Source organism: Nonomuraea sp. NPDC050643 (genome assembly GCF_040654715.1).
Classification (GTDB): Bacteria; Actinomycetota; Actinomycetes; order Streptosporangiales; family Streptosporangiaceae; genus Nonomuraea.
On the sequence record NZ_JBFAIM010000014.1, the window covers coordinates 141,261 to 157,100 of the forward strand.

General features: G+C 70.4%; 12 protein-coding genes. 2 read left to right on the plus strand and 10 right to left on the minus strand.

The window, feature by feature from the left end; translation table 11 throughout:
• Positions 1-266 precede the first annotated feature (266 nt).
• Entirely contained in the window at positions 267-1,250 is a 984-nt protein-coding gene (gene holA, locus AB0I15_RS20830) for a DNA polymerase III subunit delta (protein WP_358097655.1), read from the plus strand.
• A gap of 583 nt (positions 1,251-1,833) precedes the next feature.
• Here holA and AB0I15_RS20835 read toward each other — a convergent pair.
• The 8 genes from AB0I15_RS20835 to AB0I15_RS20870 all read right to left on the minus strand — a co-directional run bounded on the left by AB0I15_RS20835 (position 1,834) and on the right by AB0I15_RS20870 (position 13,193).
• Positions 1,834-2,475: a DNA alkylation repair protein gene (locus AB0I15_RS20835; RefSeq protein ID WP_358097911.1), complete on the minus strand. Its 642-nt coding sequence runs from the start codon at positions 2,473-2,475 to the stop codon at positions 1,834-1,836.
• A 321-nt stretch (positions 2,476-2,796) separates the two neighbouring features.
• Complete coding sequence (locus AB0I15_RS20840) at positions 2,797-3,924, minus strand: epoxide hydrolase family protein (protein ID WP_358097658.1); 1,128 nt, start codon at positions 3,922-3,924, stop codon at positions 2,797-2,799.
• Positions 3,925-4,308: 384 nt separating this feature from the next.
• Entirely contained in the window at positions 4,309-5,001 is a 693-nt protein-coding gene (locus AB0I15_RS20845) for an ABC transporter ATP-binding protein (protein WP_358097661.1), read from the minus strand.
• Complete coding sequence (locus AB0I15_RS20850; protein ID WP_358097664.1) at positions 4,994-6,004, minus strand: ABC transporter ATP-binding protein; 1,011 nt, start codon at positions 6,002-6,004, stop codon at positions 4,994-4,996. Before AB0I15_RS20850 ends, AB0I15_RS20845 begins: the two co-directional genes overlap by 8 nt.
• Positions 6,001-8,583, minus strand: a complete 2,583-nt coding sequence (locus AB0I15_RS20855; protein WP_358097667.1) for an FtsX-like permease family protein — start codon at positions 8,581-8,583, stop codon at positions 6,001-6,003. Before AB0I15_RS20855 ends, AB0I15_RS20850 begins: the two co-directional genes overlap by 4 nt.
• Positions 8,580-11,639, minus strand: a complete 3,060-nt coding sequence (locus tag AB0I15_RS20860) for an ABC transporter permease (protein WP_358097670.1) — start codon at positions 11,637-11,639, stop codon at positions 8,580-8,582. The genes AB0I15_RS20855 and AB0I15_RS20860 overlap by 4 nt, the downstream gene beginning before the upstream one ends.
• A gap of 189 nt (positions 11,640-11,828) precedes the next feature.
• Positions 11,829-12,098, minus strand: a complete 270-nt coding sequence (gene rpsT, locus AB0I15_RS20865; protein ID WP_358097673.1) for a 30S ribosomal protein S20 — start codon at positions 12,096-12,098, stop codon at positions 11,829-11,831.
• A gap of 108 nt (positions 12,099-12,206) precedes the next feature.
• The gene (locus tag AB0I15_RS20870; RefSeq protein ID WP_358097676.1) at positions 12,207-13,193 is read right to left on the minus strand and encodes a glycoside hydrolase family 18 protein; all 987 of its coding nucleotides are present in this window, start codon (positions 13,191-13,193) and stop codon (positions 12,207-12,209) included.
• A 14-nt stretch (positions 13,194-13,207) separates the two neighbouring features.
• Between AB0I15_RS20870 and lepA the strand changes: the two genes are divergently transcribed.
• Positions 13,208-15,082, plus strand: coding sequence for a translation elongation factor 4 (lepA, locus tag AB0I15_RS20875; RefSeq protein WP_358097679.1), 1,875 nt, complete (start codon positions 13,208-13,210; stop codon positions 15,080-15,082).
• A 27-nt stretch (positions 15,083-15,109) separates the two neighbouring features.
• On the opposite strand, the gene AB0I15_RS20880 is transcribed toward lepA, so the two are convergent.
• Together AB0I15_RS20880 and AB0I15_RS20885 are read right to left on the minus strand one after the other, a co-directional pair.
• Entirely contained in the window at positions 15,110-15,526 is a 417-nt protein-coding gene (locus AB0I15_RS20880) for an acyl-CoA thioesterase (RefSeq protein ID WP_358097682.1), read from the minus strand.
• Positions 15,523-15,816, minus strand: a complete 294-nt coding sequence (locus AB0I15_RS20885) for a hypothetical protein (protein WP_358097685.1) — start codon at positions 15,814-15,816, stop codon at positions 15,523-15,525. Before AB0I15_RS20885 ends, AB0I15_RS20880 begins: the two co-directional genes overlap by 4 nt.
• Between the last annotated feature and the right edge of the window lie 24 nt (positions 15,817-15,840).

The window sequence follows — 15,840 nt, forward strand, 5'->3', positions numbered from 1 at the left end:
GGGTGATGGAGGTGGAGGTGAGTAGGGGCGGCGTCTGTGTCCTCGTGCTGTTGGTGGGTCAGTGTGGGGGCGTTGTCTGTGGGTCGGAGCGGTGGAGGTGAGTAGGGCGGCGTTTTGCCGGCTCGTGTTGTTGGTGGGTCGATGTGGGCGGGGTTGTCTGTGGACGGGGAGTGGCATGCCGGCCTCTTGGGGGTCTGCATTCTGTTTGCGCTGTAGGGGTTGGGGAGGTCGGGTTGTTGAGTACCGGGTTGTCGGTGGTGCATGGCATGCTGCCTGACATGGCGGGAACCGATCCAGCACTTGTGACCTTGGTCGTCGGCGATGAGGAGTTGCTGGCCGAGCGGGCGGTGAGTGGTGTTGTCGCGGCGGCTCGGGCGGGTGATTCGGGTGCCGAGGTGCATGATCTGGTGGGGGGCAAGGTCGCTGTCGGGGAGTTGACGCAGCTGACTTCCCCCTCGCTCTTCGGTGACCGGTCCGTGATCGTGATCCGGTCGGCGCAGGATCTGGGGAAGGACGTCATCACCGAGCTGGTGACATACGCCAAGCAGCCCGCTGACGACGCCGTGCTCGTTCTGGCGCATCCGGGTGGGGTGAAGGGGAAGGCGCTGGTCGACGGGGTGAAGAAGGCCGGGGCCAAGGTGATCACGATCAACAAGGTCACCAAGGCGGGGGAGCGGCTGGAGTTCATCAAGGGAGAGGTCAAGCGGACCGGGCGCAACATCTCGGGTGACGCGGCGGTGGCGTTGCTCGATGCCGTGGGCAACGATCTTCGGGAGTTGGCGGCGGCGTGCAATCAGCTCGTGTTCGACACCGATGAGAAGACCATCAGCGTGGCGGCCGTGGCTCGCTATCACAAGGGGCGGGCTGAGGTCACCGGGTTCAACGTGGCGGATTCGGCGATCGAGGGGCGGCTGGCCGATGCGCTGGAGCAGGTGAGGTGGGCGTTGGGCACGGGGGTCGCTCCGGTGCTGCTGGTGAGTGCTCTGGCTGGAGGGCTGCGGTCGCTGGCCAAAGTGGGGAGTGCGCCGCGCAACCTCCGGGGAGGGCAGTTGGCCAGCCATGTCGGGATGCCGCCGTGGAAGGTGGATCGGGTGAAGCGGCAGCTCAACGGGTGGGGGCCGGAGGGGTTGTCGAGGGCCATCCAGGCTGTGGCCCGTGCGGACGAGCAGGTCAAGGGTGGGGGAGCCGACCCGGCTTACGCGCTGGAGCATACGGTGCAGGTCATTGTGGCGAGCCGCACCGGGCGCTAGTAGCAAGCCGGTCGGTCAGCCGGTCGGTCGGCCAGTCAGGTGGTTGGTCACCTGGTCAGCGGTCAATCGGTTGGCCAGTCAGGTGGTTGGGTCAGTCAAGCGGTCAGCCAGTCGGGTTGGTCAGTCGGCCAGCGGTCAACCGGTCGGCCAGCGGTCGGTCGGGCCGGTCAGTCGGCCGGTCGGCCGGTCTGGCGGTCAGTTGGTCAGTTGGTTTGTTGTCGTACATGTTGGGTCAGTGGCTGGTGGTGCGGGCCGATCTTGTGACGGGGTAGGGGGTGTGGGGATGCTGCTGAGATTGGGGCGGGGTGCCCAAGCCCCTGGTGCGAGTCAGGTGTCGTGATGGACGGTCTTGCGCGGTGGTCGCACGCCGTGGCGGGCGGCTGGTGGTGGAGGTTGTTCGGGGTGTGGGGCGGCTTCGGGGTGTGAGGGCGGCTTCGGGTGGTGGTGGCAGGAGCGTTGTGGGTGGGGGCCTCATCCGTAGGACGTGGGTCATTTGGGGTTGATCGTTGGATTGTGTGTTCGTGGGCGCGGCGGTCTTTGTCGTCGTCGCCGAAGCCCTCATTGGGCACTCCCGGCTCGGCGGCTAACCGTGCTGTCGGCGTACCATTTCGGTGATCCAGATCGGCGCGAACGGAGACGTGCAGCCGGGGGAGGTCGGGTAGTCCTTGAGGACCTCCAGGCGCTCACCGATGCCGATGGCGCGGGTGCGGTGCTCGGCGTGCTCGATCCCGATCTGGGCCAGGCAGTGGTTCATCGCCCACTGCAGGCGTTTCGGAGCGTCTTTCATCTCCGCCTCGATGATGTCGAGCAGTCCTGCGAGGTCGAGGCCCTCGGGCTTCTTCGCCACACGTTCGGTGGTCAGGGCCCAGCCGGCGCTCGCGACCGCTGGATCCGGATCGGTGAACCAGGTCAGGCGCAGATCTTCGGCGTGCGGGTTCTTCTTCACCACGTAGTTCACGAGCCAGTCGTGCACCTTGGGTGTGCGCGCCTCCCGCACCATGACGTCCAACTCGTCTCGCTGGAACGCCTTCGGGCGGCAGATCAGCATCGCCAGCAGTCTGGCCGCGGTGTCATCCGTCTCCCAGAGCCGGTACGCGAGGTCCTGCTGTGTCTTCAGCCGCTTCGCGAGCGCACGCAGCTTGCTGAGGTTCACACCGTGATCGTCACCGTGCTTCTCGTTCACCTCGCGTGCCTTCGGGTCCTCGAGCCTGGACAGCTCGGCCATCACCTCGGCCACCGTTGTCTCGGGCAGCGTCGTCTCGGCCACCTCAGCCTCCTGTCATCACACGGGAGATGCAGCCTACGACGGAAGCCGGCCTCCTGTCGTACACGCAGGTTCGGAGGTACGGCGTCTCGTGGCTTCACGAATTCGCGGCGGTTCTTGGCACTGGCCCTTGTCCGCGGCGGCGTCGCCTGGCTTCTTGCCAACTGGGCCAGGAGAGTGATCGGGCTCGGGTGCGCATTACCGGTTTCTGGTCTGTGATCTGTGCCGGGGCAGTGGGCGCGCTGATCAGGATCCGGGTCTTCGCCGAGGCCGGGGCCGGTGTCAGGTGGCGCGGAGGGGGCGGAAGAACGTGGTCAGCTCCTCGTGCATCAGCTCCGGCTCTTCGAACGCCAGGAAGTGGCCGCCTCGGCCGGGTTCGTTCCAGTGGCGGAGGTCGGTGCAGGCGCGTTCAGCTATCGAGCGGGGGAGACCGGATATCGAGGGCTCGTGGCTCAGAGTGATGGCTGTCGGGACCGTGATGCGGGGGCGCGGGGTGTTGTGCTCCCAGTCGTAGTACTGCCTGAACGAGGTGCCGATCGAGCCGGTCGCCCAGTACAGCGTCACGGCCGTCAGCAGGGTGTCGCGGTCGAAGCGGGATTCCACGTCTCCGCCGCAGTCGCTCCAGTCACGGTACTTGTCGATGATCCAGGCGGCCAGGCCGACCGGTGAGTCGACGAGGGCGGCGGCGATGGTGTCGGGGCGGGTGCCCATGATGGCGCTGTAGCCGCCGTCGGCCTCGTCGTACGCCTCTTCCGCCGCCACGAACGCCTCCTCCTCGGGCGACATCGGCGGATCGTCGAACGAGGCGGGGAACGGCGGGTGGATCAGGTGGAGGCCGATGACCTCTTGGGGGTGGAGGGTGCTCAGCCACTGGATCGCCACGCCGCCGATGTCGCCTCCGAAAGCGGCGTAGCGGTCGTAGCCCAGCGTTTCGGTCATCAGGGTGTGCAGCGTGCGGGCCATGGCCGCCCGGGTGAGAGGCTCCGGGGGCAGGTCGGAGTACAGGAAGCCGGGCATGGACGGGATGATGACGTCGAACGCGTCGGCGGGGTCGCCTCCATGGCCGGCGGGGTCGGCCAGGCGGGTCGCCAGGGGGAGCATCTCGAGGAACGTGCTCGGCCAGCCGTGGCAGAGCAGGATGGGTATGGGGGCGGGGCCGGATCCGGGGATGCGAATGAAGTGCATGCCCTGTGCTCGGAAATGAGCGAGCTTGTTGAGTTCGGCTTCTTGGGCTCGCCAATCGAAGTCGTCGGCCCAGTAATTCACCAGGTCCCGCAGGTAGCCGGGGTCGGCGCCGCCCTTCCAGGGCTCCGTTCCGGTGCGGGTGGTGAAGCGGGTCCGCCGGAGCCGGGCCTGGAGGTCGTCGAGGACCTCGTCGGTCAGCTCGATGCGGAATGGTGAATAGGTCACGCGGTGGCTCCTTCGGCGGTCAGCGGGGATCCGGTCCTGATTAGCACTGGTGGGTTGTCCGGCTCAACCCGATTACGGTGCGGAAGGCCATCGCCGGCGTCAGCGGCGGCAGGACGCGGAGGGTGAAAGCGCGGCAGGACGCGGAAAGTGAAGGCGCGGCAGGACGCGGAAAGTGAAAGGCGCGGCGGGGCGCGGAGGGTAAAGGTGATCGGCAGGTGCGGGGGCCCAGCGGTCGGTGGTCGTGCGGTGACGGTCGTGCGGGTGACGGTCGTGCGGGTCACGGTCATGGGTGGTGGTGCTGAAGTCAGGTTGGTGGTGGTGGCAGGTTTCAGCTCGGTGGGTGGGGCGAGCTCGGTGGGTGGGGGTGAAGGGGATGAGGGAAGGTCAGGTGAGGGCTGTTTCGCGTACGACGCCGTCGCTGATCTCCAGTACGCGGTCCGCCAGCGTTATCAAGCTTGGGTCATGCGTGGCCACCAGCGCCGTGACCCCCTCACTCCGTACGACGGCCCGCAACAGCTCCATGATCTGCCGCCCCGTCTGCGAGTCGAGCTGCCCCGTAGGCTCGTCCGCCACCAGCAACCGTGGCCGGTTCGCCAATGACCTGGCGATCGCCACCCGCTGCCGCTGCCCCCCGGACAGCTCGTACGGCCGCTGATTCACGTGCTGTTCCAGCCCCACCAGCGACAGCAGCATCCGTACGCGAGCCTCCCGCTCCTCCACCGGCATCCGCAGCAGCCGCATGGGCACCCCCACGTTCTCGGCCGCCGACAGCACCGGGATCAGGCCGAACGACTGGAACACGAACCCCACCACGTCTCTGCGCAGCGCCAGCAGGGCGTCCTCCGACAGGGCGGAGACCTCGTGGCCGTCCACCACCACGCGCCCGGCGTCTGGTTTGTCCAGGCCGCCGATCTGGTTGAGCAGGGTCGTCTTGCCCGACCCCGACCGGCCGCGCACCGCGACGAGCTCTCCGGGGCGCACCGAGAACGACACGTCCCGCAGCGCCACCACCTCCTTGGGCCCGGTCCGGTACACCTTCCGCAGGCCCTCCACCACGACCAGGGGTGATTCAGTCACTTGAGGGCTCCTCTCGGGCGGGCCACACGCCGATGTGGTCGGATTCGAGTTCGAGGCGTACCCGCCGCTCCATCTCGAGGGCGTTCATGAAGTCGCGCGGGAGTTGCAGCCGCCCCACCCGATCCAGTACGGCGTACTCCTCGGCGATGATCTGCCCCTCGGCGTCCTCGCGCCGCAGCGTCTCGCTACTGGTACGCCCGTCCCGGATGCCCACGGTCCGGTCCACCTGCTCCGACACCAGCGGGTCGTGCGTCACGATGACCACGGTCACCCCGAGCTCCCTGTTGGCCTTGCGCAGCGCGTCGAAGACCTGCTCCGACGTCTCGCTGTCCAGCTCGCCGGTGGGCTCGTCGGCCAGGATGAGCTGCGGGGAGTTGGCGAGGGCGACGGCGATGGCCACGCGTTGCTGCTCGCCGCCCGACATTTCGGAAGGTTTCCGGTTTGCGCAGGAACCGACACCGAGCAACTCCAGCAACTCACCCGCCCGCTCCCGCCGCTCCCGCCCACCACCGGCACCGGCACCGGCACCGGCACCGGCACCGGCACGGCCCTGAGGGCCGCCGGCACCGGCGCCCGCCTGACGACCGCCGCCCCCGGCCAGCTTCATCGGCAGTTCGACGTTCTCCCTGGCCGTCAGGTACGGCAGCAGGTTCCTGGCCGTCTGCTGCCAGATGAACCCCACCACCGACCGCCGGTACCGCAGCCGGTCCTTGGCGCTCATCGACAGCAGGTCCGTCCCCGCCACCCTGGCCACCCCGGCCGTCGGCACGTCCAGCCCGGACAGCACGTTCAGCAGCGTCGACTTGCCCGACCCCGACGCCCCGACGATGGCCACCAGCTCGCCCTTGTCGATCGCCAGGTCCAGGCCCTGCAACGCGACGACCTCGACGCCCTCGGTCTTGTAGATGCGCACGAGGTTGTCGCACACGATGTGCGCGTCGCCGCCGAACGCGGCCTTCTTCCGCGTGGCCTTGGCTTCCAGCTCGGACAGGGTCGGGTTCATGTGAGGTCCCCCACTCGAAGGACGGCGCCGAGGTTGCGGCGGCGGCCGATGGCGATGTGCGCGTACGCGCCGAGCACGGCGACGGCGGCCAGCCCGGCGGCCAGCGCGCTCGGGAGCAGCGGGTCGAGCGCGTAGTCGCCGACGGGCAGGTCACCGGCGTACGAGGACAGGTCCACGCCGGGCCCGAGCGCGGCCGGGAGGACGAGCCCCAGGCCGAGCCCGACCAGCGCGGTGACGAGGATCATGGGCAGGATCTCCAGCACGGTCAGCCGCTGCGCCTGCCGGTCCGACAACCCGAGCGTACGCAGGAACGACAGCGCCCTGGCCCGGTCGGGCACCCCGATCACCAGCGACAGGACGACGGCGGCCAGCGCGTACGCGGCCAGCGCGACCGTCACCACCATCAGCGTCCAGCGCACCGTGCTCGTCAGCGGGTCGTCCTGGATGCCCCGCAGGGTCTGCGCCTGCGAGGCGACGGCCGCCGACGGGACCAGCCGTGCCAGCTCGGCCAGGGACGGGTCCCCTTGGATCAGCAACGTGTTCACGGCAGGCCGCGTCTGCACGTCGAGCGGTACCACCAGGAATTTGCCCTTGCTGTAGAAGCCGGGCACCGAGGCGATGACGCCCCGCGTGGCCAGCTTCACCCGCGACTGCCACCCGATCTCGAACGTCCCCCGCCCCTGCAGTTCGGGGGAGACCAGGGCCCCGTCGGACAGGGCGGGCAGGCCGACGGGCGCGCCCTCCAGGATCGCCAGCCACTGCGCCACGTCCACGGCGATGGCCTCGGCCCGTTCGGCGCCGTACCCGACCTGGACCCGGCCCGTCTGGGCGGGCACCACCCGCTCCACCCCGGCGAGCCCCCGCACCCGGTCGATGGCGGCGGCCGGGATCTCGAGGTCGGAGGTCAGCTTGATCGGCGCGCCCACCTGCTGCCATGACGCCAGCCGCTGCGTGCTCGCGATCCCGTCGGTGACCACCGCCGCGAACACCGACACCCCCAGCGCGGGCAGCAGGATCAGCACCGGCAGCACGCTGGCGGAGCGGGCCCTGGCCGCCCTGGTCAGCCCGAGGAACGGCACCGCCGCCCGCCCGCGCGCGGCCAGCCGGACGAACAGCCGCAGCGGGTACGGGTAACACCGCAACGTGATCAGGGCGGCCGCGAGCGTCAGGGCGATCGGCACCAGCAGCAGGAACGGATCCTGCCCCGCCGAGGCGCTCAGGCCACGCGCCCGCAGCAGGTACGCCCCCGCCAGCGCGAGCACGATGACCAGCGCCTCCAGCGTGATCCGCTTGGCGGTGGGCCGGGCGGCGGCCACGTCGTCGCGGCGCTCGTGCAGCGGCGTGCGGTGGGTGACGGCCGTGCGCGCGGCGGCGTACCCGACGGCGACGAGCAGCACGAGCACCGGCCCCGCGTGCACGATCGGCAGCACGGGCCCCGGCACGAGATAGGAGAGCGCGTACCCGGCCAGGGCGGCCGGCGCCACCGCGAGCCCGGCCAGCGCCGCCGTCGCTCCTGCCACCTGCCGCAGCCCGCCGCCGCGCGCCCGCGTGAGGGTCAGCGTGTGGTCCAGCCGGTCGGCCAGCAACTGCACGGCCAGCACGATCACGCCGAGCGCCACCGTCAGCAGCCCGCCGAGCACCAGGTACATCACGGTCTGCGCGGTGGACAGCGCGGCCATGAAGTCGTCGAGCAGCTTGGGCAGCCCGGTTTCGAGGTGGTACGGGCTGGCCGAGCCCGTGGACTGCAACGCCACGAGCCGGTCGAACTCGGCGACCCCCGCCCGCAGGCCGGACGTGCCCAGAGCGGTCGCCGCCGTCGCCTCGAGCGGCAGGACCCAGCGGTAGGACAGGTTGCGCCCCTCGCCGCTGAGCGCGGTCAGGCCGGCGTCGGAGATCAGCGCCGTGATGTGCTTCTCCATCTCCAGCGAGCCGGGCGGCTGCACCTTGAAGACGTGCAGGAGGTCGGAGTTGTGCGACCAGTAGCGGTCGGCGGCGTTCCTGGCCTCGTAGGTGCCGACGATCTTCACGGCGGCGTAGTCGTTCTCGCCGATCGTCTTCGTCTCGCCGACTTTCAGGCTCATCTCGCGCAGGGCCTCTTCGGGGACCCCCACCTCGAACAGGGGGATGGTCTCGCCCTCGTACCGTGCCGTGGACGGCGCGCCGGGCGGACGTCCCCGGATCCACTCCACGCGCCGGTCGGCGTCGGAGAGCCAGCCCAGGTTGAGGTACGACTGGCCGCCGGTGCCGGTGATCGGCGTCAGGGTGGTCTTGGCCGACATGTGGCCCGTGCGCGCCACGAGCGGGCGCAGCGCCGGGGGCACGATCTCGCGCCAGTTGCGGTCGCGGGAGTCGAACTGGCCGCGTTCGTGCAGGTCCTCCTCCTGCGAGCGGGACTCCACGGTCACCGTCAGGTCGGCCTGCACGGCGGGCGCGGCGGCCAGCGCGCGGCGCAGCGCCTCGTCGTACGACGCCTGCATCGCCCTGGGCAGGCCCGAGACCAGCAGGCAGGCGCTCAACGTCAGCACGAAGAGCACGGCCACCGTGCCCAGGTGCACCCGGGCGAGCAGCCAGATCCTCACTGTTCCTCCCGAAGCGCGAGCCCCTGCCCGCGCAGGTTGCGGGCCAGCCCCGCGACGATCGCGAACAGCACCCCGGCCACCAGCACCAGCATCGCGCCGGTGGCCGCCCACGGAATGTCGAGCACCACGCCCGGCGTGACGGCCGAGGCCTGCCCGGTCAGGACGATGTGCGGCACCACCAGCACGCCGACGACCACCGCGAGCCCGGTGCCGGCCACCAGCGACAGCCCGATGACGAACGCCTGCTCCATCGCCAGCAGCTTGAACACCTGTCCGGAGCTCACCCCGAGCGCCCGCAGGATCGCGAACTCGGCCGTCCGCTCCCTGGTGGCCACGGCCGCGTTCACCAGGAACCCGAGCACCGCGAACACCAGCGCCGCCAGGAACCCCAGCATCAGCGCGCCCTGCAGCCCGCTGGCCAGCGGGTCGTCCCGCAGCCCGGCGGCCAGCTCGCGCTGGTCGAGCGCGGTGACGTCCCACTCGGGACGGCCCTTGAGCGCCGCCGTCGCGGCCGAGCCGCCGCCGGTGGCGAGCCACCACTCGGTCGCGGGCCTGGGCAACTGCGCCGCGCCCAGCTCGTACGCCTGCAGCGTCCCCCAGTCGACGAGCACCGCCTTCTGCCCCGCCGAGGTCGTCGGCATCGTGTCCACCACGCCCACGACCTTGACCGGCAGCACCCGGCGATCGACGCTGGCCCGTCCGGTCTGCCCCACGCCCAGCTTGAGCGAGGCGGCCAGGTCGGCGGTGAGCACGACGGGCAGCGGCCCCGGCTCGGCCTGGGGGGCGAAGGAGGCCATGGTCGGCCGCGTCCCGCTCACCTTCATCGTGAGCCGTGGTGCCGCCACCTCCTGGCCGCCCGCGCTCAGCCCGGTCAGGGTCAGGTCGGCGGTGCCCTCCGGCGCGCCCGCGACCAGGCCGCGCAGCGCCACCGGGTACGTGATCGCGCCCGTCCGCCCGGCCAGCGACCGCAGGTCCACCTCGACCCGGTTCTCGCCCTCGCGCAGCACGCCGAGCGGCACGTCGCGCCAGACCCCCAGCGCGTCGGACAGCACCAGCCGCAGCGGCAGGTCGGCGCTGACCCTGGCCCGCAGTTCGAGCCGGTCCGGCCGGCCCGGCAGGTCCAGCTTGCCCGCCTGGTCGCCCGCCAGCCCCCGCGACATCTCGCCGATCGACTGGGCCGACAGGTCGGGACGGAGCTGGAACAGCTCGCCCAGCTTGCCCGCGTCGACCGCGAGCAGCACCGAGAGCTCGCCGCTCACCTCGCTCTGCCCGCGGTAGACGGGGGAGGCCGCGGTGACGCCGGGCAGCGCCGCGAACACCGTGCCGCGGCCGAGAGCCCCCAGCTCGGGCCCGTCCGGCGGGCCCGACAGCCGCAGGTCGGCTCCGGCCTGGTGGCGGGCCTGGTCGAGCTGTGAGGTCCGCCAGGTGGAGGCGGTGGCCATCGACACGATGCCGATCGCGATCGCCATGGTCAGCAGCAGCGCGGGCCCGGCGTACTTGAGCGGTCGCCGGCTCACCTGCCACGCCCCGAGCGCGGGGGCCAGCGTGGGCCGCCTGGAGGTCACCCGCTCGGCCAGCCTCGAGACCCGCGGCACCAGCCGCAGCCCCAGCATGCCGCCGGTGAGCAGGGCCAGCGCGGGCCCGGAGATGATGAGCGGGTCGATGCCGAGCCCGCCCGCGGCGGTGGCGGTGACGGGCGCGCCGTAGCGCTGGAGCTGCCAGATCGCCAGGCCGGCCACGACGAGCAGCGCCAGGTCGGCGCCGGCCCGCTCGATGAGCCCCCGCCCGCCGCTGCGGCCCCGCGCCGACTGCTCCTCCACGTACGTCCGCCGCGCCCCCGCCAGGGCCGGTGACATCAGCAGCACGGCCGCGGCCAGCGCCACCCCGAACGAGACGAGGAACGTGCCCAGGTCCGCCTCCGGAGCCAGCCGCACCCCGGACGCCCTGATCCAGGGGATCTGGTTGACCAGCGCGAGTAGCGGCGGCCCCAGGAAGGGCGCCACGATCGCGCACGGCAGCGCCACCAGCAGCGCCTCCCCGCCCGCCAGCGCCGCCAGCCGCGTGGTGCCCGCGCCGCGCGAGCGCAGCAGCGCCACCTCCATCCGGCGGTGGTCGGCGAGCAGCCGCGCGGTGAGCATCAGCGCGTACGCGGCCAGCAGCAGCAACTGCAGCACCGGGATCAGCATGGTGGAGCGTGCCACCAGCGAGGCGGTGTCGAGCTGGGTGAGCATCTCGGGCAGGCGGCTGGCGGCCACGCAGCCGGGGCACCCGTCCGCCTTCAGCCGCCGGCCCACCTCCGCGACCGCCCCGGCCAGCGGCCTGAGCTGCTCCGGCGTCAGCGCGCGCAGGTCCGGCACGGCGGTCCAGGTGGCGTTCACGCTGGTCGCGAAGCGGGCGATGAACGTCTCACGCGGCACCATCAGCGGCCCGTACGTGGTGAACTCGCCGCGCTCGACACCCCGGCTGAGCAGCGTCTCGCCGGCCCAGCGCGCGCCGAAGGGGTCGTTGAGCTGGAAGATCCCGGAGACGCGCACCGTGACCGGGCGGGGGTCGAGCCGTCCCCGGGTGATGAACTCCTGCCCGACCTTGAACCCGGTCGCCGAGGCCGCCGACAGCGAGATCGCCGCCTCGACCGGCGCCTCGCCGGGCTTCGGCCAGGCGCCGGAGACGAGCCTGGCCTGCCGGTCGAGACCGTCGTAGCTGCCGAACCTGAGCAGCTCGGGCAGCTTCTGCCGCTCCTGGCCCGGCATGGTGTAGGAGTCGGAGCGCAGGCTGGTGGTGACGGCGGGCGGCCGGGTGTAGGCCCGGCCCAGCTCGGCGCGTACGGCCTGGTCGTAGCGGGGGAAGGTCTCGGCCGTGACGGGCGCGCTGACGGTCGCGGCGGTCTGCTGGTACGAGGCTGTCTCCATCGTCCTGCGGACACCCGCTTCGGCGATGGAGGAGGCGTACATGGTCAGCGCCACCAGCGTGGTGGTGGCCAGCAGGATCGAGCCGAACGCCGCCAGGAGGAGCAGCGGCTCGCTGAACGCCCTTTTGACGACCAACGGCCCCCGCATGTGTCCCCCTTCGCCCGTTTAGTGCACCTTCGGGCAGAGTTCCGGGCAGGGGCAAGGCGATCTTTGCAACGGTGACGGACCCGATACGGCAGTGTGATATCGAAACCGTGACAGAAGCGCTACGAAAACGAGAAACGCCGCACTCCCAGCGGAGTGCGGCGCATCTGTGGCCGGATCTGTGACCAGGCTTTACTTGGCGGCGAGAGCCGCGGCCTGCTTGGCGATCGCGGACTTGCGGTTGGCGGCCTGGTTCTTGTGGATGACGCCCTTGCTGACGGCCTTGTCGAGCTGACGGGCGGCGACGCGCTGCGCGGCGACGGCCTGCTCGACGTCGCCCTGCTCGGCGGCCTCGCGGAACTTGCGAACGGCCGTCTTCAGGGAGGACTTGACCGCCTTGTTGCGCAGGCGGGCCTTCTCGTTCTGCTTGTTGCGCTTGATCTGGGACTTGATGTTCGCCACGAAGAAGCCTCGGTGAAAGTCTGAGTGATGGATGGGGCGCGCGGGCTCGAGAGAGGGCGCGCCACACGCAGTTGCTCAGGGTACCAATAACTCAGGCGGCTGCTCAAATCAACGCCACCGAGTCATGTACTCGCGCCAATCTTCTTCCGTCGCGGCGAAGTCCACGTAGAGCGCGAGGCCGAAGAATGCGCGACGGCCGTGGGCGGTCAGGGCCAGCCGGGTGCCCTCTGCCGCCATCGCGACGCTCTCGGCGTTGTCGAGCCAGGGTACTCCGTGGTCGTGGTAGGCGGGCGCGCCGATGTAGAGGGCCTTGGCGGGCGGGACCAGGTCGAGTGCCAGGCCGGCCTGGCGGGCCACGTAGCCGCCGTACAGGGACTGGAGCGGGGCGAAGGAGTCGTAGGTCATGATGGCGACCTGGTCCAGGCGGTTGACGACCTGCCGGAAGTAGCCGGGGGACCAGTATTTGTCGTGGCCCAGGATCGCCCGCGCGGTCAGGCGCATGGCGGGGTACGGCTCGATCTGCGGGCTGGAGGCCGACAGGAGCCTGGTGTGCCGCCTGGTCCGCTCGAGCAGGTCGAGGAACTCCGTGTCGCCGTCGCCGATCGGCTCGAAGTTGTAGTGGATGCCGTCGTAGCCGGTCTTCATGATGGCGGCGACGCCGGCCAGGACGTTCTCGCGGGATTTCGGGTCGTCGAGGTCGAGCCCGTCCTTGACGGCCTGGCCGAGCCAGGCGGAGACGCGGATGCCGGGCAGGTGCTTGCGCATCCATTGGATGAAATTTCCGGCGTTGGGGTATTTGGCGGGATCCAGGCGGCCGTCCCACTCGAAAGGTCCGGAGTGGACGTACACGTCCTTGATTCCGGTGCTCCGCAGCCGCACCGCGAGCCGTTCGACATCGCGCTCCGTACGGCGGCCGTCCACCCAGGCGTGGCCCATCCAGAGGGCGTCGCTGCCCGTGCTCTTCGCCCAGGCCGCCGGGGCACCGGTAAACTGAAGGCGGAGCGCGGCGGCGAGAAGGCCGACCAGCGCCACCACGACGGCCAAGGCAAGCGCGAGCAGGCGTAAGCCGCGGCGGATGACGGTTCGGGCAATCACCCGGGCATGTCACCATGAAAGACTGCTCGACCTCAACCCTGTCGAAACGGACTTCGGTGCGCACTCAGCCTGGCCAGACCGACCCCGCGTTGATCCGCAACTTCTGCATCATCGCGCACATCGACCATGGCAAGTCGACCCTTGCCGACCGGATGCTGCAGATCACCGGCGTGGTCGACGACCGCTCCATGCGCGCCCAATACCTCGACAGGATGGACATCGAGCGCGAGCGCGGCATCACGATCAAGTCGCAGGCCGTGCGGCTGCCGTGGGACGGCCATGTGCTCAACATGATCGACACCCCCGGGCACGTCGACTTCACCTACGAGGTCTCCAGGTCGCTGCAGGCGTGCGAGGGCGCGATCCTGCTGGTCGACGCGGCCCAGGGCATCGAGGCGCAGACGCTGGCCAATCTCTATCTGGCCATGAGCGCCGACCTGCACATCATCCCGGTCCTCAACAAGATCGACCTGCCGGCGGCGCAGCCGGAGAAGTTCGCCGAAGAGCTGGCGGGGCTGATCGGGTGCGACCCGTCCGACGTGCTCAGGGTGTCGGGCAAGACCGGCGACGGCGTCCGCGAGCTGCTCGACCACGTGGTGGCCTCGGTGCCCCCGCCGGTCGGCGTCGCCGACGCCCCCGCCCGGGCGCTGATCTTCGACTCCGTCTACGACACCTACCGCGGCGTGGTGACCTACGTCCGGGTCGTGGACGGCCACCTGGGCAAGCGCGAGCGCATCCTGATGATGTCCACCAGCGCCACCCACGAGACGCTGGAGATCGGCGTCATCTCGCCCGAGCCGAAGATCTCCGAGCGGGGCCTGGGCGTCGGCGAGGTGGGCTATCTGATCACCGGCGTGAAGGACGTGCGGCAGTCGCGGGTCGGTGACACGGTCACCTCCGTCGTCAAGTCCGCCCAGCAGGCGCTGGCCGGTTACGAGCACCCGAAGCCGATGGTGTTCTCCGGGCTCTATCCGATCGACGGCGACGAATACCCCGAGCTGCGCGAGGCGCTCGACAAGCTCCAGCTCAACGACGCCGCGCTGGTCTACGAGCCGGAGACCTCGGCCGCGCTCGGGTTCGGCTTCCGCGTCGGCTTCCTCGGGCTGCTCCACATGGAGATCGTGCGCGAGCGGCTGGAGCGGGAGTTCGGGCTGTCGCTGATCTCGACCGCGCCCAACGTGGTCTACCGCGTGGTCATGGAGGACGGCAAGGAGCTCACGGTCACCAACCCGTCGGAGTTCCCGACCGGGGGCAAGATCGCGCAGGTCTTCGAACCGGTCACCAAGTCCACGATCCTGGCGCCGGCCGAGTTCATCGGCGCGATCATGGAGATCTGCCAGGGGCGGCGCGGCCAGCTCCTGGGCATGGACTACCTGTCGGAAGACCGGGTCGAGATCCGCTACACGCTGCCGCTCGGCGAGATCATCTTCGACTTCTTCGACCAGCTCAAGTCGCGCACCAGGGGCTACGCCTCGCTCGACTACGAGCCCGCCGGCGAGCAGGAGGCCGAGCTGGTCAAGGTGGACATCCTGCTGCAGGGCGAGCCGGTCGACGCCTTCAGCGCCATCGTCCACAAGGACAAGGCCTACGCCTACGGCGTCGACATGGCCAAGAAGCTGCGCGAGCTGATCCCGCGGCAGCAGTTCGAGGTGCCGATCCAGGCCGCCATCGGGGCCAGGGTCATCGCGCGCGAGAACATCCGCGCCATCCGCAAGGACGTCCTGGCCAAGTGCTACGGCGGCGACATCTCCCGTAAGCGCAAGCTGCTGGAGAAGCAGAAGGAGGGCAAGAAGCGGATGAAGATGGTCGGCCGCGTCGAGGTGCCCCAGGAGGCCTTCGTCGCCGCGCTGTCCACCGACTCCGGCGCCGAGGGCAAGGCCAAGAAGTAGGCCGAGAAGCAGGCCGAGAAGTGGCCTTCAGAGCCCGAGGACGGCCGGCGTGTGCGCGAGCGCGCGCCAGCGGTCCTGGGGGTCGTCGAGCAGGCGGCGGGCCTGGAGGTCCAGCAGCCCGCCGACGCCCGTCAGCTCGGCCGCCAGCCCGCCGTCGGCGAGCCTGAACTCCTGCCTGATCCGGTAGGTCTTTCCCGTCCCCCACTCGAACGCGCACGTCACCTCGACCTCGTCGCCGTCGCGCAGCTCGCGGTGGTAGCGGATGGTGTTCTCCAGGGTGACGGGGCCGGCGCCGGTGCTCTTCAGATCGTCGATGGAGACGCCGGCCGCGCGCAGGCACTCCCAGCGGGCGTGGTCGCCGTACTGGTGGTAGACGGCGCCGTTGACGTGGCCCTGCGTGTCGAGCTCGTAGCCACGTACGGTGACGCGTATCGAGAAGGTCATGAGCGCTCCTCCAGCCAGGTGTGTGATCGGGCGGTGAGATAACGCAGGCCGTCGTCGCCGATCTCCACCCATTCGCCGCGCGTCCATCCGCCCGTGGTCTGAGGGGCGAAACCATGCCGCTGGAACAGCGCCGACGCCTCCTTCTGGGTCAGCCCGCGCCGTCCCCACTCCTGGATGACGCGCGCCGTCCGCTCGTCCTCGCCGGCCTCCTGCTCGCCCAGCGCGGCGGCCAGCTCTTCCAGCCCGCGCGCGATGAGCCGCAGAGAGGCCTGAATCTTCGGGACATCCATCTCATCGCCCATCGATCGCTACCA

What these genes read in the sequence shown, in the direction of transcription:
- holA (WP_358097655.1), top strand. Translation starts at nt 267, where the DNA reads ATGCTGCCTGACATGGCGGGAACCGATCCAGCACTTGTGACCTTGGTC.
- AB0I15_RS20835 (WP_358097911.1), bottom strand. Translation starts at nt 2,475, where the DNA reads ATGGCCGAGCTGTCCAGGCTCGAGGACCCGAAGGCACGCGAGGTGAAC.
- AB0I15_RS20850 (WP_358097664.1), bottom strand. Translation starts at nt 6,004, where the DNA reads ATGAACCCGACCCTGTCCGAGCTGGAAGCCAAGGCCACGCGGAAGAAG.
- AB0I15_RS20860 (WP_358097670.1), bottom strand. Translation starts at nt 11,639, where the DNA reads ATGCGGGGGCCGTTGGTCGTCAAAAGGGCGTTCAGCGAGCCGCTGCTC.
- lepA (WP_358097679.1), top strand. Translation starts at nt 13,208, where the DNA reads ATGAAAGACTGCTCGACCTCAACCCTGTCGAAACGGACTTCGGTGCGC.
- AB0I15_RS20880 (WP_358097682.1), bottom strand. Translation starts at nt 15,526, where the DNA reads ATGACCTTCTCGATACGCGTCACCGTACGTGGCTACGAGCTCGACACG.
- AB0I15_RS20885 (WP_358097685.1), bottom strand. Translation starts at nt 15,816, where the DNA reads ATGGATGTCCCGAAGATTCAGGCCTCTCTGCGGCTCATCGCGCGCGGG.